Source organism: Leptospira limi (genome assembly GCF_026151395.1).
GTDB classification, from domain to species: Bacteria; Spirochaetota; Leptospiria; order Leptospirales; family Leptospiraceae; genus Leptospira_A; species Leptospira_A limi.
In genome coordinates, this window is the sequence record NZ_JAMQPV010000002.1 from 195,225 (window position 1) to 211,288 (window position 16,064).

Consider the following 16,064-nt stretch of genomic DNA (forward strand, 5'->3'; position numbering starts at 1 on the left):
AACCAATCGGTCTAAGGAAAGGAATGATTTTTTATGTATTTTTGGATGGGGTTGGGATCGCAAACTATGATCCAAAAACCAATCCATTTAGCCGTTTTGCAAAAGGGTTTTTAGCACCTGTTGGTGGGATTTCCAAATTCGACCTAAATCTCCCTGTCAATGCCAATCATATCCATTATGTAAAGACGGATGCCCATATGGGTGTTCCTGGTCTCCCCCAATCAGCCACGGGCCAGACAGCACTTTGGACAGGAATTCCTGGACCTAAGGTTTTAGGTCGCCATGTCAGTGGATTTCCAACCATCACCTTACGGAAAATTATAGCAAAATACTCACTCATCAAAGTTTTAAATGAACAGGGAATCCTCAGTGATTTTTTAAACTGTTTTTCGCCACCTTACTTAAAACATGTGGAAGAAAAACCTAAACTGGTTTCAGCTTCCACCCTTATCCAACTTGCCAGTGGTAGGCCTCTCAAAAATTTTGAGGACCTTCGTAATGAAAGAGGACTTTATATGGACCTCACACATGAAATTATGGGAACACTCGGAATAGATATGTTAAAAGAAGGTGATCCTCTTTTAGAAAAAAGAGATCCATACCTTCTTGGTACAAAATGTTTCGAACGATTTTCAAGCTACCAACTGACTTTGTATGAATATTTTTTAACAGATAAAGTGGGTCATGCAATGGATTGGGAGAAAGCTGAAAAAGTGATTTTTAATTTAGAGTCATTTTTTAAAGGACTTTTAACGAATCTAAACCCAGACGAAGATCTGTTAATTGTTTCCAGTGATCATGGGAACATGGAAGACTTAAGCCAAAAAAATCATACAGAAAACCCAGCGGCCACCATCCTGTATGGAAAGGATGCTGACCGCTTCGCAGAAAATATACATTCGTTAGCTGATATTGTTCCGGAAATTTATAAAACTTTCGGATTAGAGGAAGCTCTTTTCAATACACATACGAATGAGTTTCTAATGGAAACCAACTAAAATTCTAAATCATTTCCCGAATCAGGTTTCCCTGAATAAGAATTCGGTTTATTTGAATTAGAATCTGACGATACATCAGAATCTTCTAAATCATTGTGGTCAGTAAACTGATCTAGTGATTCTTTTTTCCATGCAATCGCCTTGTCGGTAATCTGGTTTTTAGGGTATTTGTCTACAATGGTTTGGAAAATACCGGCTGCTTTTTCAAACTTACCTTGTCTGAAGTAAATTGTTCCCTTTTTATAAAGTGAAGCTTGGTCTAAAGAATAATCACTATTATTCAATACCTTATTGATATATGTAAGTGATTCAGTTTGTTTTCCTATTGCATCATAAGCTAGTGCAATATAATACAAAGCTTCTTCTTCTTTTTTAGGAGAAGGATTCACCGTTAAAGATTTTTGAAACAATTCAATTGATTTCGCATATTGTTTTTTAGTATAATTGTCTTTTGCTTCTTTGAATACTGAGTCTTTATACTCACCCACTACTTTTTCATCCGCGCCAGCAAGTCCATCTTGGGTTTCGATGTATTCATCAAATACATCAAATGATGCCCAATCTTTTCCTAATTTGCGTAAAGTACGCCCCCAACCAATTCTTGATTCCGTATGGTTAGGATCTTCTTGCAAAGATAAAACATAATTTTTACGAGCGGTTTCATACTGCCCAATTTTGTAATAATGGTCAGCAAGTGCCATGAAGGTTTTGGAGCGAAGTTTATTGTCGGAACTAGATTGTAAAACCGATTCCAGATGCGCCTTCCCTTCTGGTTCATTTCCTATCTTTAAAAGCAAATTTCCCAAAGAATAACTCAGTTTATCTCGATCTTCTTGTTTCCAGTTTGAATTTTTTTTGAGATCTTTATAGATGTCCAATGCTGGATAAAAATCTGAATTTTTTTCCAAAGCTCTTGCTTGGTTGTATTTAATTTGAAATTCATATTTTTCCAAACCTTGTTTACCAGCTAATTCAGAAAAGATAACAATCGCCTTCTCTTTGCTATGTGGATTTGTTTGTTTTAGATACTCTTCACCTTCTGCAATTTTTTCTAATACCAATTGAGACTGGTCTTCTTTTGCAGAAATATTGGTTTGGTAATAGGCAGTGGAGAGTCCAGCTACAATAAATAACAAACCTGCTAAGGATACGATCACTCGACTCATAAATTACCTCTACCCACTTGATTTAGGGTTTGATTCGTCCAAAATTCAACTCTTGATGGAGAATAGGATTTGGTTTCCTTTTTCAAAAAACACTTTAAAGCTTTTTTGGTATCACCGGTTTTTAAAGCGCTAACACCTAAGAAAAACATTGCTTTTCCCCTTAAGTAAGAACTAGTTTCATATTTTAAATATTCTTCTAAACGATAAACGGCTGTTTCAAATTTCTTTTGGATCACCGTTTCTTTGATGATCCGATTCAACTCTGTTTGCCCTAAATCGTATGTAACTGTTGCTTGTGTTTCTTGTTTAAAATCATTTACAGGCTCAATGTTTTCTTTAGGAGGAGCCAACTCAGTTGGAGTTACAGCATGTTCATTTTTATAAATTTCAGATTTTTCGGGTTCTTTTTTAGGTTTTGATTCAGCTACAATATCTGGTTCTTCTTTCGGAAGGTTATCCTTAGAAAAATCATATTTAAAATAGGATACGTTTTCTTTTAGATTATAATCTTCTGGAACGGAACTTGATTTTGCGGTCACACCAAAATACAATTCATCAATTTCTTTTAACTCTTTGATGAAAAAATTAGTTTTAGGATGAACAACTGTTGCAACCTTAACAACTGTTCCTTGGTTAAAGGATGATGCACCTTGGTTTAAGGGACGAATGGAAGCATACAAAGTATAAATTGTTGTTTCATCGGCAGCTTCTGGACTTAGCCAACTGATCACTGCTCCTTTGCCAACACGTTCATACCCTAATCCTCGCACATGTAGAGCTCCCGTTAAGTTTGGTGTCACTTCATTAGAAGCAACTTCAGGGTTTTCCTTTTTGGGAGTCTCTTCAACGATTACTTCTGCATTTGCTTTATCTGATTGTTTGATATAAAAAACACGTAGTGTCGATTTTTTATCTTCTAGAGGAAGAGTTTCTTCACTCCCCACCTGTTTCACAGAAACACCATAATACAAGGTTTGGGATTTACTTAAGTCTTGGTCCAAAAAGGAAGTTGTCGGATGTGTGAGCTCTGTGAGTTTCTCTGCTTTTTGCATGAGTGGAAGACTTGTAAGTGGTGAGTTGGAACGATAAACAGTGTAAATTGTTCTTCCCGCTGTGGCACCCTGTGGTGGATTCCAATTCAATCGGATGAATCGTTTTTCGATATTGGCTGTGATTCCAGATACACCACCCACCATTGACTGGATATTGGTATCTTGTGGGAACGCTGGGAAATCTGGATTTTGCCCTACAACAGGTGTTCCATTTTCTTCTGCAATGGTTACAGGTATGATCGTATAGTTTTGATTGGCAAACAATTTGACTTCTCGTTTGCGAACATCGGAAACCATCACAATCGCATAATAGTATGTTCCAGGTTTTAAATTATAATCAAAGTATAAACGAGTTGCATTAGGACCAGAGGCTTTGTATCGGCCAAGTGAATCGGCAATGTACAGTTTATCTGGGCTATCAATCATCACATTGGATCTGGCAACGATGATTTCACCTTCTTGTTTGGGTGAATCCCAATCAATCCGAATGGATTTTTTGTCAGGCAAAAGACTCGCATGAATAGCTTTTGCAATCGATGGATAACGACTTTCCTCAAATCCGGAGTCTGCCCAAACCGGGAATTGAGAAAGTAGCAGTACAACCGTCCAGAGGTGAATCGAGAACTTCATACTTAGATTTTCGGTGGTTGTCTCCCTCGAATTGAATTTTTCGTTTGTACTTTCCCCTCTTTTCTAGAAGATTTGTCATTATGTCTGAAACGGAATACTACCGTTCCCAAACTTACCAAGAGTATTTGCTCTCAAGCCATAGAAGAGAGGTTTGTCCTCCAGAAGATGTGTATGCTTTTTTCAATTGGAAGGGCCTAACCAATTTGGTTGATTTTGGAAGTGGGCTTGGGTTTTATTTTCAGGACTTCCGCAAATGGTTTCCCAATGTTTGGATTTGGGCTGCGGAATGCCAACAAGACATCATCGATCGCATCCTCCGTAGAAAACTCATGGAAGGGATTGAACAACTCACCCCCTTTTATATGGACCAATCTGACCACCCTCTCCTTCCCGAATGGGTTCCGGTTCCAGAAATTATTTTTGCCTCCCTTTCTTTATCCACCTTCCCAAACCCAGGTTTGGCGATGGATGGACTCATTCGTTCCATGAAGGCAGGTGGAAGGTTATTCATCGTTGATTGGTCAAAAACAGAGTCTGGATTTGGTCCGAAGATCAATGAAAAAATCTCCATGGATAAAATGAAATTTTTAGCAGAGGAATACAAACTCGAAGTGATAAAATCTGGTAGGATCTCTGAACATTTTTATGGAATGGAAGTTCGTGCCAGTTCTCATTTTATTTATGGTTATTATGATCTAAAAGAAGAGGAAGATGAAGACACTGCTGTCTTTAAAATTTAAACAAATCCATGTTTAGGTGATCAATTCGAATCAATTATAGATCCAATCAAACAATCCATTACCTCAAGTTTCTATGTGGAGTTTGGAACAAAAGGAAATCATCACTAGTAAAAACCCCGTTATACAAGTGATTGCTGGTGCTGGCTCTGGCAAAACAGCCACTATGATTGGACTCTTAGAGGAACGGGAAAAAAACCAAACCATCCACCCCGACAAAACACTCATTGTCACATTTACCAAAAAAGCCACAAAGGAATTCAAAGAACGTTGTGAGAAAAGAGGCCTTTCTCACTTGTATCACATTTCCACCTTTCATTCGTTTTGTTATCACTCCTTAAAACATTCTCATTTTCAAAAAAATTGGTCCAAATGTAAACTTTTACCAGAATCAAAAAAATGGGAATTGACCAAAAAAATATTAGAGCCAAATCGTGAACTGATAGGTGGAATTCCATTTTCCATACTCACAAAACAAAATGGGAAGTATTTACGAAACATATCTAAAGAAATTTATGAAAACTACATCACTTCCTTTCAAAACTGGAAACGAGAGAACAATTACTTTGAATTTGATGACTTAATCCAAGATTTTTTAGAATTTTTAAAATCAGAAGATTCTCGAACCCTCAAAAAAAATTGGAAATCCCTCATCATCGATGAATTCCAAGACACAGATGAACAACAATTGGAGATCATCAAACGGATGGAGTTTGAAACCATCACGGTTGTGGGAGATGATTGGCAGGCAATTTATGGATTCCGAGGAGCCACTCCCAAACCATTTTTAGAATTTTCGAATCATTTCCCAAATGTAATCCAATACAAATTACCAACTAACTACCGATCAACAAAAACAATCATTCAAAAAAGTTTATTACCCATCAGACAAAACAAAGACAAAATTCCCAAAAAAACGATTTCCTTTCGAAAGGAAAAAGGATTTTTCCATTTGGAAGTCAAAAAAGAAAACGATCCATTCTTAGAAACAATTTGGAAAAAATACCACTCGATTGATTCTGAGTCTGTTTTACTCACACGTAGTAATTTTCGCAAAGCCGAATGGATCCAAGTGGGAGTGCCCAAAAAACAAGTGATGACAATCCATAGTGCAAAAGGTCTAGAATTTAAGACTGTGATTGTGGATTTATGCCAAGGTTGGAGTAAAGATCTAAATACAATTGACTTCGAAGAAGAAAGGAGGATTCTCTATGTTGCTTTGTCTAGGGCAAAAGACAATTTAATTGTTCTTATGAACCAAATTTCCGATCCGAAAAGTCTATGTGATCGGTTGAGTGAAGATTTTTCCCTTTGGAACAAGTGGCGAAATCGTACTTTACGGTGGATAAGACTCTGGTGAAGTGGTTTTACCTTGGGGGATTAGCTCAGTTGGTTAGAGCGCTACCTTGACATGGTAGAGGTCACTGGTTCGAACCCAGTATCTCCCAAGATCATTTCTATTTCCATTCATTCATCCTACCTTCTGATTTTTTATTTTTCTTACCACCAAACAAAGTTTCGACTTGCCTTTCCAATCCATTCCTTTCAAATTCGAGAACGATGAAACCAAAGTTCCTGGCTGAAGAATTTTTACTCGCTTTGTACTTTTTTGTATTTACCATACTCTCTGGTATTGTTCTCTTTTATGCTCCTTATGAAGCTGGTGTGAAAATCGCAAGCCTCACGGCTTTTTTCCATGTCAGTTTTGTTGCCATTTGTATTGTATTCCATTGGCACACTCCGTATCGAATTTGGAAATTTTTAGTACCACTTTCCATTTTTATGGTTTTTCCAGATTGGTTTTTGTCGGCCGTTTTACAGATATTAGTTTTTCCTGAAGATGGATTTTTCAAAATAGGAACTGTCTCTGGTTATATGGCAGGTCTATGGGTCATACCTCTTTTTATCTGTGTTTATACTGGAATCAAACTAGAAGAAAGATCAGTCTCAATCATCGGTACAGGGATATGGGTGGGGCTTGTCAGTTTATTCATCTTTGGATTGTCTGAAGCAACGATGTGGATTTTTGGATCTTGGTATGCACAGAATGTAAAGATGTGGGAGCATGTTGCTTATTACGTACTAGTTCCCGAGATGATTTTAGGAATTACAACCTACCTTGCCTACCAAGGGTTTTCTTATTCCGCTTACCTGTTCCAAATTGCCATTGGATTTTTAGTGATGGTTCTATATATCGGAAACTTATCCTTTTTCTACTTGCTCATTGAAAAAATTCTTTAATCTACTATTCAAATTTAGTTTAGTTTTCGGTATCCTACTCTTTTTGGGAGAGGGATACTTTCGCTTCCAACAACAAACTCCAAACGAAGAACTCCGCTATAAAAAAATACATTGTCTGAAAGATTGGTCGGAAATCCGTTTGTGTCCGAATGTAAAGGAAGGGTTCACTCGTCGAGATGGAAAACCATGGGACATCCAAACCGATGAGATGGGAGAAAGGATAACTAATTCAAACCTTTCAGAAACAAATCAAACAGAAGTTTGGTTACTTGGTGATTCAATGGCGATGGGTTATGGATTACCTACTGAAAAAACCATCGCATTTTTGTTAGAAACTAAATACAAAATCAAAACACGTGTGGTTGCTGTGGATGCAATTGGCACGAATGGAATTTCGAATTTGTATTTGGATACTTTCAATCAAACAAATAACAAACCAAACTTCATCTATTGGATATGGAATCCTTCTGATTTTATCGATGACGTAAGGGAAAAAAAGGGAATTCAGAAATACCTATACCCCATCCACTTTTACCTATCAAGAAATTCATCACTCTATAACACACTCCTACCATCTCGTCAAATGAATGTGTATACGAATGGAATTCCGACTCTTTATCCAAACTCTCATCCCACCTATTCGTTTTTAAAAACATTCATTCAAAACAGAATCCACAACAAAGAACAATGGAAAATTTTATTCTCTTGGGGAATGGCCCCGAATGGAACACCTGATACAAATGATCCGAATTATGATGTTGCAAAAAGATTCTTTGCATCGGAAGGAATGGCTACCATTGACCTACGCGCAGAGACCAAGGTTTTGTTTTCTCAAAAAAAACAAATCTACATCCCAAACGATGGTCACCCAGATGAAGATTTGGCAAAACTGTTTGCAGAGGCCATAGCCAATGACTACAAAAAGTCCCACTAGAAATGCTTGATTCTTAAGTCCCATTCGAAAGTTTAGAGGGATATGATCTTAAACTGGAAACGATGGGGAGCCATTGTCCTACTTTTCCCGTTCGCTTTATTGTTCTTGGAAGGGATCTTTCGCCTTGCCAATCCTCCTGCCTTACGTTATTACCGTGATGTTAAACTTTTGCATGCATACCACCCAGAATATGGCGTCACTCTTGCCCCAAATGAAAGCAGGTTTGTCCGACACTATGCGGACCTCTGGCAAGGGCAATTCACAACAAATTCCCTTGGGCTACGTGGCTTAGAAGAACCCATTCCAGAAAAACCCAAACTCGTTTGCCTAGGCGATAGTCTTGTGATGGGATTTGGAGTTTCTGACGAGGATACGTTTTGTTCGAAACTCAATGGATATGAGGAAAATGGAACCCTGTACCAAAGTTTAAATTTTGGAGTTGATGCTTATGGTTCTCTTGGATCCTACAAACGCCTAAAAGATTTATCTAACAAAATTCCAAATATCAAAAAGGTTCTCTTTTTTATCTCTCCGAATGACTTTACCATGCCTGAGGAATTACGTGCACAAGGGATTTTGCCTGATGATGAAAATGATGCCCTCCACGAAAATGATCAAGAATGGAAAAATAAATTTCGCATTCAGTTTGAACTCACTCGTGTTTCTTATTTATTACAAGCACTGAAACTTGCTTATGAACAAACAAAAGTAAAATGGGCACAAACCAAATACATCATGAATATGGATTCCAATCAAATTATGGAATCCCCTCTCCAGTATTTAAAAGAAGCATTTATAATACCTGTCAAAAAGGTTACATGCGAAAATTCTGATACATTCATTTGCCCCACTCCCATTCCTAATTTACAAATCCAATGTTCAGATACTCCAATCAATACAGATGACCTAGAGCCACTTCCTGAAACCACTACGAGAGCCTATGATCAGATGATTCAGTTTTCGAAAGAGAAAGGTTTCGAATGGATTCCAGTTTTATTACCGATGCAAATTGAAGAGGTGTATTGCCGTCAGCTTGGCAAATACAATCGATTAGGAAATTATGCTCTTAGAGCAAAACGGTATTTAGAATCCAAAAGGATCAGAACGTTGGAAATTTTACCATACACCGACAATATGTGTGGCCGTGAATTTACCATACATGGAAAAACAAAAAAAGCAGGCATCCAAGATTATTATATTCCTGGTGATGGCCACCTAACAAAACTCGGAAATCTTTGGGCATCTGAATCCATTCGATCTGCCTTAAAGGAAACAAAGTAAAATGCTCTTTAACTCAGTTCATTATTTAATCTTCGCACCAGTAGTCATATTCATTTATTTCCTAATTCCAAAACGATTCCAAGGATTATGGTTATTCATTGTTAGTTTGTATTTTTATGCAATTTTCAGAATTCCATTTCTCATTTTACTCGTTTTCTCTTTTGTCATCACAAAACTTGCAGTCGATTATATGGAGGAAACCCAATCAAAAAATAAAAAGATTTTTTGGTTAAACGTAGCGGTTTGGAGTAATTTAAGTTTATTGTTTGTATTTAAGTATTTAGATTTCTCAATCACAGTCTGGAACCAAACTTTTTCCTTCACTCCCTGTGATCCTGAGTTTGTTCAAAAATCCGGAATTTTACTTCCCATGGGGATTAGTTTTTTCACCCTCCAAGCTGTTTCGTATGCGGTAGATGTTTACAAAGGTGTTGTAGAAAGAGCTAAATCCATTTTCCACTTTGGTCTTTTTTTGTCATTTTTCCCACAACTTGTGGCAGGACCTATCTTACGCGCAAGTGATGTATTACATCAATTTTTAGATTCTAAGGACTTCACAAAAGACAATCTAAAACATGGATTAAAACAACTCTTTTGGGGAATCTTTAAAAAAACATTCATTGCAGATCCTGTATCGTATGTGATCGATCCTATCTATGCAAATCCAACGGAATACAATTGGATTGCGATGTGGATTGCAGCCTTTTTATTCGCAGTTCAAATTTATTGTGATTTTTCAGGTTACTCAGATATTGCAATTGGTACGGCAAGAATTCTTGGCTTTCATATTCCCAAAAACTTTGACCGACCTTTTTTATCGGGTACACTTAGTGAACTTTGGAGAAGATGGCATATCTCGTTTAGTTCCTGGCTGAGAGATTATGTATACATTACGTTAGGTGGTAACCGTAGAGGTGAAATTTTAGCTTATGTCAATTTATTCATTACTACATTTGTTTCTGGAATTTGGCACGGTGCGGATTGGACTTTTGTGTTTTGGGGCACTCTCCACTCCACAATGATGGTGGTTGAAAAATTTGTTTTTAAATTTGAAACTATGCGTACTGCCTGGAACAAAGTCCCTAGATACATCCAACCAATTTACCCAGTGGGTGTTTTTGTATTGTCTTGTTTTTTCTTTCGTGCGAAAGCAACTCCAGAAGTCCCCACAGGAATGGGTATCACCAATATTATGTTAGAACGAGCGTTTACAGGCGCGGTTGGCCAATTCCCTCAAATGAGTCTCAGCTTGGTTGTGTTAGTTGGATTTTTATTCTTTATTGATATCATGCAAGATAAGAAAGAAGATCGATTTGCATTTATCACAGACAATTTGTACTTTTTAGTCCCAACTTGCATATTGCTCTATGTGACATCGTTTATCATTTATAGCGTAACAGTTTCCAGTCCATTTTTATACTTCCAATTCTAAAAAGAAAAACCGGCTTTCACCGGTTTTTTCTCACACAAATCTAGTTTGTAATGATTTGGTCTAAGAATTAGAATTCAACTTTCGGGGCATTTTCTATCGTCTTTTGGTCTTCGACAGTGAATGTTGCTTTTGATTCATATCCAAATGCTTTTGCAGTTAAAACTGCAGGGAATTGACGAATATAAACATTAAACTCTTTTGTAGCTTTAATGAATCGGTTCCTTGCAACAGTGATACGATTTTCAGTTCCTTCTAGTTGTGCCATCAGGTCTGAAAAATGTTGGTCTGATTTTAACTGTGGATAGTTTTCTTGGATCATAAGGAGTCTAGACAATGCAGAACCCAGTTGTCCTTGTGCTTGGTCAAATTGTTTTAAACTTTCAGGATTGTTAACAAGTTCAGGAGTCGCTTGGATGGATCCAATTTTTGCTCTTGCTTCGGCAATCCCTTTCATGATATCTTTTTCTTGGTTTGCAAAACCCTTCACTGCAGAAACTAAATTGGGAACTAAATCAGCTCTTCTTTTGTATTGGTTGAGCACTTCTGCCCAAGAAGCCGAAACTTCTTCATCCAACTCTTGGATTCGATTGTAACCACAATTGGTGAATAAAGTTGTCATGAGGGAAAATAGAATGATGGTTCGAAACAGTTTTGTCATGGTCATTGTATACCTAACCTTTAGTCGGTCTGCAACACCAATTTGTCAAAAAAATTAGTACCGAAATGGTTTTATTGCCTTGTTCCAAACTGTTTCGTTTTCTTCCAAATACCTTTCTAGGTCAGAATCGGAATGTTTTCCGTGCAGATAGTCAAGTAAATAGGAATCACCAGCAAGAAGTTCAATGGCTGGTCTGTCCGATCGAAACTCATACACTCCTTTTAAAAACTCAAATTGTTTTGGAAACAATTCATGCACTTGTTTTAAAAAATACAAGGTGAAGTACAATGAATGGAATTGTTTGGGTTTCAAAACCATTAATTGGTAACCCTCACAAATGATTCCCGCATATTTATGAAATGTAGGCAAAAAACGTAAATTACGTAATAAAAACCTACCTTTTTGGTGGGATAACAATCGTTTATCCAATTCTAACTTTTCTTTGCCCAATAGATAAGGTGCACCAAATGTTTCGAATGGTTTTGTTGTGCCTCTTCCTTCCGATAAGTTTGTTCCCTCTAATAAACACATACCTGGATACACATAACAAGTGTTTTGTGTTGGAATATTGGGGGATGGAGGAACCCATTCAAACGATGTAACCTTCGTTGGGTGGAAAACACCAACAGGAACAACTACTACATCAACATTCAAATGAAACGTTTCATTATAATATGTCAATAAACCTCCTGGTGTGAGACCATGGCGGTGGAGGACTGATTTGACACCTACAAACGATTGGTAAGTTTCCTGTAAGGGACTTCCTTCCACTTTTGTACCAATTGGATTGGGACAATCGATTACTAAAAAGACTGGTGATTTACCAGTTTCTTTTTTTAATTTAGAAAGTTCTTCTAAGATATAATAGGCAGTCGTTAAAAATGTATAATAACGTGAACCAACATCTTTAATATCGATGATCACTACATCTAAATTTTTCAAACTCTCTTTCGGTGGGACTAAACTACTCTCTTCCTTACCATACAAATTTACAATTTGCATGTCTCCAAAAAGATAAGACAACTCATCTCCACTTACTTGGTCTTGTAACTCAGCAAACAATCCGTGTTCGGGCAAAAAGATAGTTTTTAAATTGAAGATTTCAGAATAGGTTTGGAAATGATACTTTCCGAGATAACCAAAGGCACTTTGATTCGTTAAAATGCCCGCCTGACAACCATTTAACTTTTGTATATTCTTCAGAAACTTCATTTGTTTTTTTGAATTGTTTCTTTTTTCTCGAGTGCTGATTCCCAAATGGAAATCATTTTGGATTCATCTAGTCCAACATCATCTAAAAATAAATTTCTAAATTCTGTAAGTTGGGAAATGAATTGATCAATTGAATCGATGAGAAAGGATTGATTCTCTTTAAAAATAGAAACCCACATCTCCGCATTTGAGCCCGCTATCCTCGACATATCACGAAACCCCCCACCTGTAATTGGTTTTCGGATTGAATTTACTTGGTCCATCGTTGTTTGATTTTTACCAGCAACATTCACAAGGATTGTCGAAATCACATGTGGCAAATGAGAAACATATGCCAAAGTTTCATCATGGACCTTTGCATCCATTTGAATGGTCCACGAACCTATCAATTCCCAAAATTGTTTCACAAAATCAAAGCTTGTTTGGCTCGCCAATGTAGGTTTTGTTAAAATACAAAGTTTATCAACATACAAACTTGGCACTGCAGCTTCCGGTCCAGTTTGTTCAGATCCACACATTGGATGTGTTGAAATATAATTGTGTTCGTTATCACCAAAATGACTATTCACAAGATCAACAATTGACTGTTTGGTGGATCCCAAATCAATATAAATTGTCTTTCCTGATTTTGGTAAACTGGGAATGAGTTTCAGTACAGTTGCAACAGGTGTACTGAATACAACTAAATCAAAATATTCCCATTCAATCTTTGGATTTTCTTCTAATGTGAATACATGATTTGCCAATTTTTTCGAAAGGATTGTTGTTTTACTTTTTTTAGAACGAACAACCGCACTAATTTCTGCATTTGGATACTTTTCTCGAATGGCAAGAGACAAAGATCCACCCATAAGCCCCATTCCATAAATGAGGATACGATCAAGTTTCATGTCGGGAAAGATCCTGCGGTAGGATATGATCCAAGCAGTTTAAAGATTGTACATTGAGATTTTACTGTTTCGAGTAGAGACTTAATTTTTGGATCTGCTTTGTGACCAAGAAAATCGATGAAAAAATGATACTCCCATAAATTTCGTTTGAGTGGTCTAGATTCAATTTTTGTTAAATTCACGGAAGCATCATGAAAGGTTTTGAGTATTTGAAATAAAGAACCTGTTTGGTTAGGAATGGAAAAAACAATCGAAGTTTTATCTTCTTTTGTCACGGGTGATTCTGTTTTCCCTATGACTAAAAACCTTGTGGTATTTCCTGAATAATCTTCAATCCCTTCCGCGATCACGTTTAGTTTGTAAATTTCTCCCGCAATTTTGGATGCAATGGCAAGGCCATCTTTTCGTTCTGATACTAATTTTGCTGCCATGGCAGTGGAAGAAGTATCCACAACTTCCGCATTGGGTAAGTTAGCTGAAATCCAATTCCGACATTGTTCATTTCCAATTCGGATCCCATAAATTCGTTTCACTGCAGCAAGGTCAGTTTCAAAACCTAATAATGAAAAAGAAATCCTTTGGTAAAGTTCCGAATACACGGTGAGGTCTGTTTCAAGAAACATATCCAAAGTGGAACTCACTTGTCCTTCTGTTGAATTTTCAACAGGGACAACACCATAATCTAATTTTTCTTCTTCCACCATTCGGAATACGTCGGGAATCGAAGTCTGTGGAACCGCTTCAATTGATGTCCCAAATTTGGAACGTAAAGCGGAATGAGAAAAACTTCCTTCTGGACCTAAAAAACCAATCTTTAACGGGTGTTCTAAGGCAATCGTTCCAGACATCATCTCCCGGTAAATGGCTCGTATCACAGAAGCAGGTAAAGGGCCTTTCGAAAGTTGTGTGACTTTTTCATATACATCTTTTTCACGATCAGGTCGGTAAATGGGACCACCCGATTCTTTTTTCACACGGCCAATCTCTTGTGCAAACCCTGCTCTTTTTTGGATGAGATCAATGATTTGAGTGTCCAGTGAGTCAATACCAGAACGGAGTTTTTTTAATTCTTCTTCTGCATTACTCATTTGGATTCTCTTCTTTTAATTCTTCTGGTAACGAATCCAAATCAAAATCAGGATTCATTTCAGTTTCATCGGTTACAATGATAGACTCAGGTGTAAAATCTTCAAATTTGAGTTCTTTGACTTCCACTGGTGTTGGAAGGTCTGTTAGTTTACTCAAACCAAAATGTAATAAAAATTCGTTTGTGGTACCGTATAAAGTGGGTCTACCTGGAACTTCTTTTTGTCCGACAGCTTTCACCAATTTTTTGGACATGAGACTTGCCACCATGGCCCTTGATGAAACTCCACGAATCTCATCTAACTCAGTCAAGGTGATTGGTTGTTTGTAAGCAATGATGGCAAGAGTGTCGAGTGTTCCCCGAGAAAGAGTTTCCCTTTTTTTATCTTTAAAAATATGAGATAGAATTTCGCTGTATTTTTGATTTGTAATGAATTGGTATCCACCAGCGATTTCTCTGAGTAAAAAACCACCTTCTCTTTCTTGGTAATCAAGAATCAATTCATCTAAAAGTTCTCTTGCTTCTGTTTTTTCAATTCCACAAGACTTAGCCAGTGCAGATAATTTGATTGGATCTGAAGATAAAAAGAGAAGTGCCTCAAGAAGGCCCTTTGTATAGTTTCTTTCTTCCAAATTGATCTAAACCTTGACTATTTTGATTTCTCCGAAAACTGCATGTTGGATCACTTTGCAAACTCGGATTTTAACAACTTCTAATACAGCAAGGAAGGCTGCGACGATTTCTTTTTTTTCTGGTTTGTCATTTTCAAACAAATCCATGAAGTGAATTTCGCCAGTTTTTTCAAGGAGATTTTGCAGGTATGCCATTTTGTCTTCGACCGAATATTGGGATACCCCTTCGTAAATTGGTATTTGTTCTTCGGCTTCATTGGAACTTTCTTGTTCCAAGATAGAATTGAAGGCAGAAATGAGATCAACAAGACTCACATCCAACCAATTTTCGGTCTCATCCAAAACTTGGTTTGTTTCCCGCGTGAACATACCTGCGGTCAATCTGTCCAATTCTGCTAATCGTTGTCCCGCCATTTGGAATTTTTTGTGTTCCAAAAGTTTGTCCACAAGTTCCTTAGGAAGGGGTGGGTCATAGTCTTCTTCTTCAAAACCAGGGTCTGGAAGTAGAGCTTTGGATTTCAGGTATACCAAATGGGATGCCATCACAGCAAACTCGGAAGTGAGCTCAATGGACAAGGATTGACTCGTTCTCAAAAATTGAATGAAATCAGATGTGATACGCGAAAGGGAGACTTCAAAGATATCCACCTTATAACTATCAATCAGAGACCATAAAACCGTCAAAGGTCCTTCAGTCAATCCACCGTCCTGGTTTTGCCACCGGACGATAAACTCCGGGGTTTGGGACATTTATAAACCTAATGCTTTTGCGGCAGCTTGTTGCAATCTTTCAGGAGGGAAAGGTTTCACAACAAAATCCTTCACACCCATTTTGATTGCCTTTGCTAAAAGGTCTTCTTGTCCAAGTGCCGTAACCATAATGATTTTAGCAGAAGCATCAAATTTGATAATCTCTTTTGTTGCTTCAATCCCATCCTTTTCGCGCATGGTAATGTCCATGGTGACTAAGTCCGGCTTGAGATTTTTATACTGCTCAACCGCAATGTTACCATTTTCTGCTTCACCAACGATTTCGTGACCTGCTCCAACTAACGCATCTTTAACGAGCGTTCTCATGAATTTTGCATCATCTACAACCAAAATTCTTGCCATG

Annotated in this window: 16 protein-coding genes and 1 tRNA gene; 8 read left to right on the plus strand and 9 right to left on the minus strand. The window is 37.4% G+C overall.

Translation table 11 applies throughout. The annotated features are described in order from the left end of the window. The first annotated feature begins 23 nt into the window (after nt 1–23). Entirely contained in the window at nt 24–998 is a 975-nt protein-coding gene (locus ND812_RS14480) for an alkaline phosphatase family protein (protein ID WP_265376103.1), read from the plus strand. On the opposite strand, the gene ND812_RS14485 is transcribed toward ND812_RS14480, so the two are convergent. Together ND812_RS14485 and ND812_RS14490 are read right to left on the minus strand one after the other, a co-directional pair. After that, nucleotides 995–2,164, minus strand: coding sequence for a tetratricopeptide repeat protein (locus ND812_RS14485; protein ID WP_265357389.1), 1,170 nt, complete (start codon nt 2,162–2,164; stop codon nt 995–997). The two genes, ND812_RS14480 and ND812_RS14485, sit on opposite strands and share 4 nt — an antisense overlap. Then, nucleotides 2,161–3,846, minus strand: coding sequence for a tetratricopeptide repeat protein (locus ND812_RS14490; RefSeq protein ID WP_265376104.1), 1,686 nt, complete (start codon nt 3,844–3,846; stop codon nt 2,161–2,163). The genes ND812_RS14485 and ND812_RS14490 overlap by 4 nt, the downstream gene beginning before the upstream one ends. A gap of 80 nt (nt 3,847–3,926) precedes the next feature. Here ND812_RS14490 and ND812_RS14495 point away from each other — a divergent pair, with 80 nt between their 5' ends. The 7 genes from ND812_RS14495 (at nt 3,927) to ND812_RS14525 (ending at nt 10,471) form a co-directional block, all read left to right on the plus strand. Next, nucleotides 3,927–4,586 carry a class I SAM-dependent methyltransferase gene (locus ND812_RS14495; protein ID WP_265376105.1) on the plus strand — a complete coding sequence of 220 codons (660 nt, stop codon included), beginning with the start codon at nt 3,927–3,929 and terminating at the stop codon, nt 4,584–4,586. 73 nt (nt 4,587–4,659) lie between these two features. Then, complete coding sequence (locus ND812_RS14500; protein WP_265376106.1) at nt 4,660–5,943, plus strand: UvrD-helicase domain-containing protein; 1,284 nt, start codon at nt 4,660–4,662, stop codon at nt 5,941–5,943. A 14-nt stretch (nt 5,944–5,957) separates the two neighbouring features. Further along, a tRNA-Val gene (locus tag ND812_RS14505) sits at nt 5,958–6,031 on the plus strand. Nucleotides 6,032–6,143: 112 nt separating this feature from the next. Next, on the plus strand, nt 6,144–6,824 hold the full coding sequence (locus tag ND812_RS14510; RefSeq protein WP_265376107.1) for a DUF6989 domain-containing protein: 681 nt from the start codon (nt 6,144–6,146) through the stop codon (nt 6,822–6,824). After that, nucleotides 6,808–7,758 (plus strand): LA_2486 family SGNH/GDSL-type esterase, encoded by a 951-nt coding sequence (locus tag ND812_RS14515; RefSeq protein ID WP_407658562.1) that lies wholly within the window; start codon nt 6,808–6,810, stop codon nt 7,756–7,758. The genes ND812_RS14510 and ND812_RS14515 overlap by 17 nt, the downstream gene beginning before the upstream one ends. A 42-nt stretch (nt 7,759–7,800) precedes the next feature. Then, on the plus strand, nt 7,801–9,039 hold the full coding sequence (locus tag ND812_RS14520; protein ID WP_265376109.1) for an LA_2490 family SGNH/GDSL-type esterase: 1,239 nt from the start codon (nt 7,801–7,803) through the stop codon (nt 9,037–9,039). A gap of 1 nt (nt 9,040) precedes the next feature. Next, on the plus strand, nt 9,041–10,471 hold the full coding sequence (locus ND812_RS14525) for an MBOAT family O-acyltransferase (RefSeq protein WP_265376110.1): 1,431 nt from the start codon (nt 9,041–9,043) through the stop codon (nt 10,469–10,471). Nucleotides 10,472–10,538: 67 nt separating this feature from the next. Here the strand turns inward: ND812_RS14525 and ND812_RS14530 are convergent, their stop codons facing one another. Genes ND812_RS14530 through ND812_RS14560 form a run of 7 tightly spaced genes read right to left on the minus strand, consistent with a single transcriptional unit; the run spans nt 10,539 to nt 16,063 of the window. Beyond that, nucleotides 10,539–11,129, minus strand: a complete 591-nt coding sequence (locus ND812_RS14530) for a LemA family protein (RefSeq protein WP_265376111.1) — start codon at nt 11,127–11,129, stop codon at nt 10,539–10,541. Nucleotides 11,130–11,183: 54 nt separating this feature from the next. Further along, nucleotides 11,184–12,341 (minus strand): DUF1343 domain-containing protein, encoded by a 1,158-nt coding sequence (locus tag ND812_RS14535; protein WP_265376112.1) that lies wholly within the window; start codon nt 12,339–12,341, stop codon nt 11,184–11,186. Then, on the minus strand, nt 12,338–13,231 hold the full coding sequence (locus ND812_RS14540) for a prephenate dehydrogenase (protein ID WP_265376113.1): 894 nt from the start codon (nt 13,229–13,231) through the stop codon (nt 12,338–12,340). Before ND812_RS14540 ends, ND812_RS14535 begins: the two co-directional genes overlap by 4 nt. Further along, nucleotides 13,228–14,319: a prephenate dehydratase gene (pheA, locus tag ND812_RS14545; RefSeq protein WP_265376114.1), complete on the minus strand. Its 1,092-nt coding sequence runs from the start codon at nt 14,317–14,319 to the stop codon at nt 13,228–13,230. Before pheA ends, ND812_RS14540 begins: the two co-directional genes overlap by 4 nt. Further along, complete coding sequence (scpB, locus tag ND812_RS14550; RefSeq protein ID WP_265376115.1) at nt 14,312–14,950, minus strand: SMC-Scp complex subunit ScpB; 639 nt, start codon at nt 14,948–14,950, stop codon at nt 14,312–14,314. Before scpB ends, pheA begins: the two co-directional genes overlap by 8 nt. A 6-nt stretch (nt 14,951–14,956) precedes the next feature. Further along, a complete protein-coding gene (locus ND812_RS14555; protein ID WP_100727440.1) occupies nt 14,957–15,700 on the minus strand; it encodes a segregation and condensation protein A in 744 nt (247 codons plus the stop codon). Beyond that, nucleotides 15,701–16,063: a response regulator gene (locus tag ND812_RS14560; protein ID WP_002975323.1), complete on the minus strand. Its 363-nt coding sequence runs from the start codon at nt 16,061–16,063 to the stop codon at nt 15,701–15,703. Nucleotide 16,064: the final 1 nt, after the last annotated feature.

Bases quoted from the DNA above. Each gene is read 5' to 3' on its own strand.
- ND812_RS14525 (WP_265376110.1), top strand. From the start codon at position 9,041: ATGCTCTTTAACTCAGTTCATTATTTAATCTTCGCACCAGTAGTCATA.
- ND812_RS14535 (WP_265376112.1), bottom strand. From the start codon at position 12,341: ATGAAGTTTCTGAAGAATATACAAAAGTTAAATGGTTGTCAGGCGGGC.
- ND812_RS14485 (WP_265357389.1), bottom strand. From the start codon at position 2,164: ATGAGTCGAGTGATCGTATCCTTAGCAGGTTTGTTATTTATTGTAGCT.
- pheA (WP_265376114.1), bottom strand. From the start codon at position 14,319: ATGAGTAATGCAGAAGAAGAATTAAAAAAACTCCGTTCTGGTATTGAC.
- ND812_RS14490 (WP_265376104.1), bottom strand. From the start codon at position 3,846: ATGAAGTTCTCGATTCACCTCTGGACGGTTGTACTGCTACTTTCTCAA.
- ND812_RS14500 (WP_265376106.1), top strand. From the start codon at position 4,660: ATGTGGAGTTTGGAACAAAAGGAAATCATCACTAGTAAAAACCCCGTT.
- ND812_RS14560 (WP_002975323.1), bottom strand. From the start codon at position 16,063: ATGGCAAGAATTTTGGTTGTAGATGATGCAAAATTCATGAGAACGCTC.
- ND812_RS14495 (WP_265376105.1), top strand. From the start codon at position 3,927: ATGTCTGAAACGGAATACTACCGTTCCCAAACTTACCAAGAGTATTTG.
- ND812_RS14555 (WP_100727440.1), bottom strand. From the start codon at position 15,700: ATGTCCCAAACCCCGGAGTTTATCGTCCGGTGGCAAAACCAGGACGGT.
- ND812_RS14540 (WP_265376113.1), bottom strand. From the start codon at position 13,231: ATGAAACTTGATCGTATCCTCATTTATGGAATGGGGCTTATGGGTGGA.
- ND812_RS14510 (WP_265376107.1), top strand. From the start codon at position 6,144: ATGAAACCAAAGTTCCTGGCTGAAGAATTTTTACTCGCTTTGTACTTT.
- ND812_RS14530 (WP_265376111.1), bottom strand. From the start codon at position 11,129: ATGACAAAACTGTTTCGAACCATCATTCTATTTTCCCTCATGACAACT.
- ND812_RS14520 (WP_265376109.1), top strand. From the start codon at position 7,801: ATGATCTTAAACTGGAAACGATGGGGAGCCATTGTCCTACTTTTCCCG.
- ND812_RS14480 (WP_265376103.1), top strand. From the start codon at position 24: ATGATTTTTTATGTATTTTTGGATGGGGTTGGGATCGCAAACTATGAT.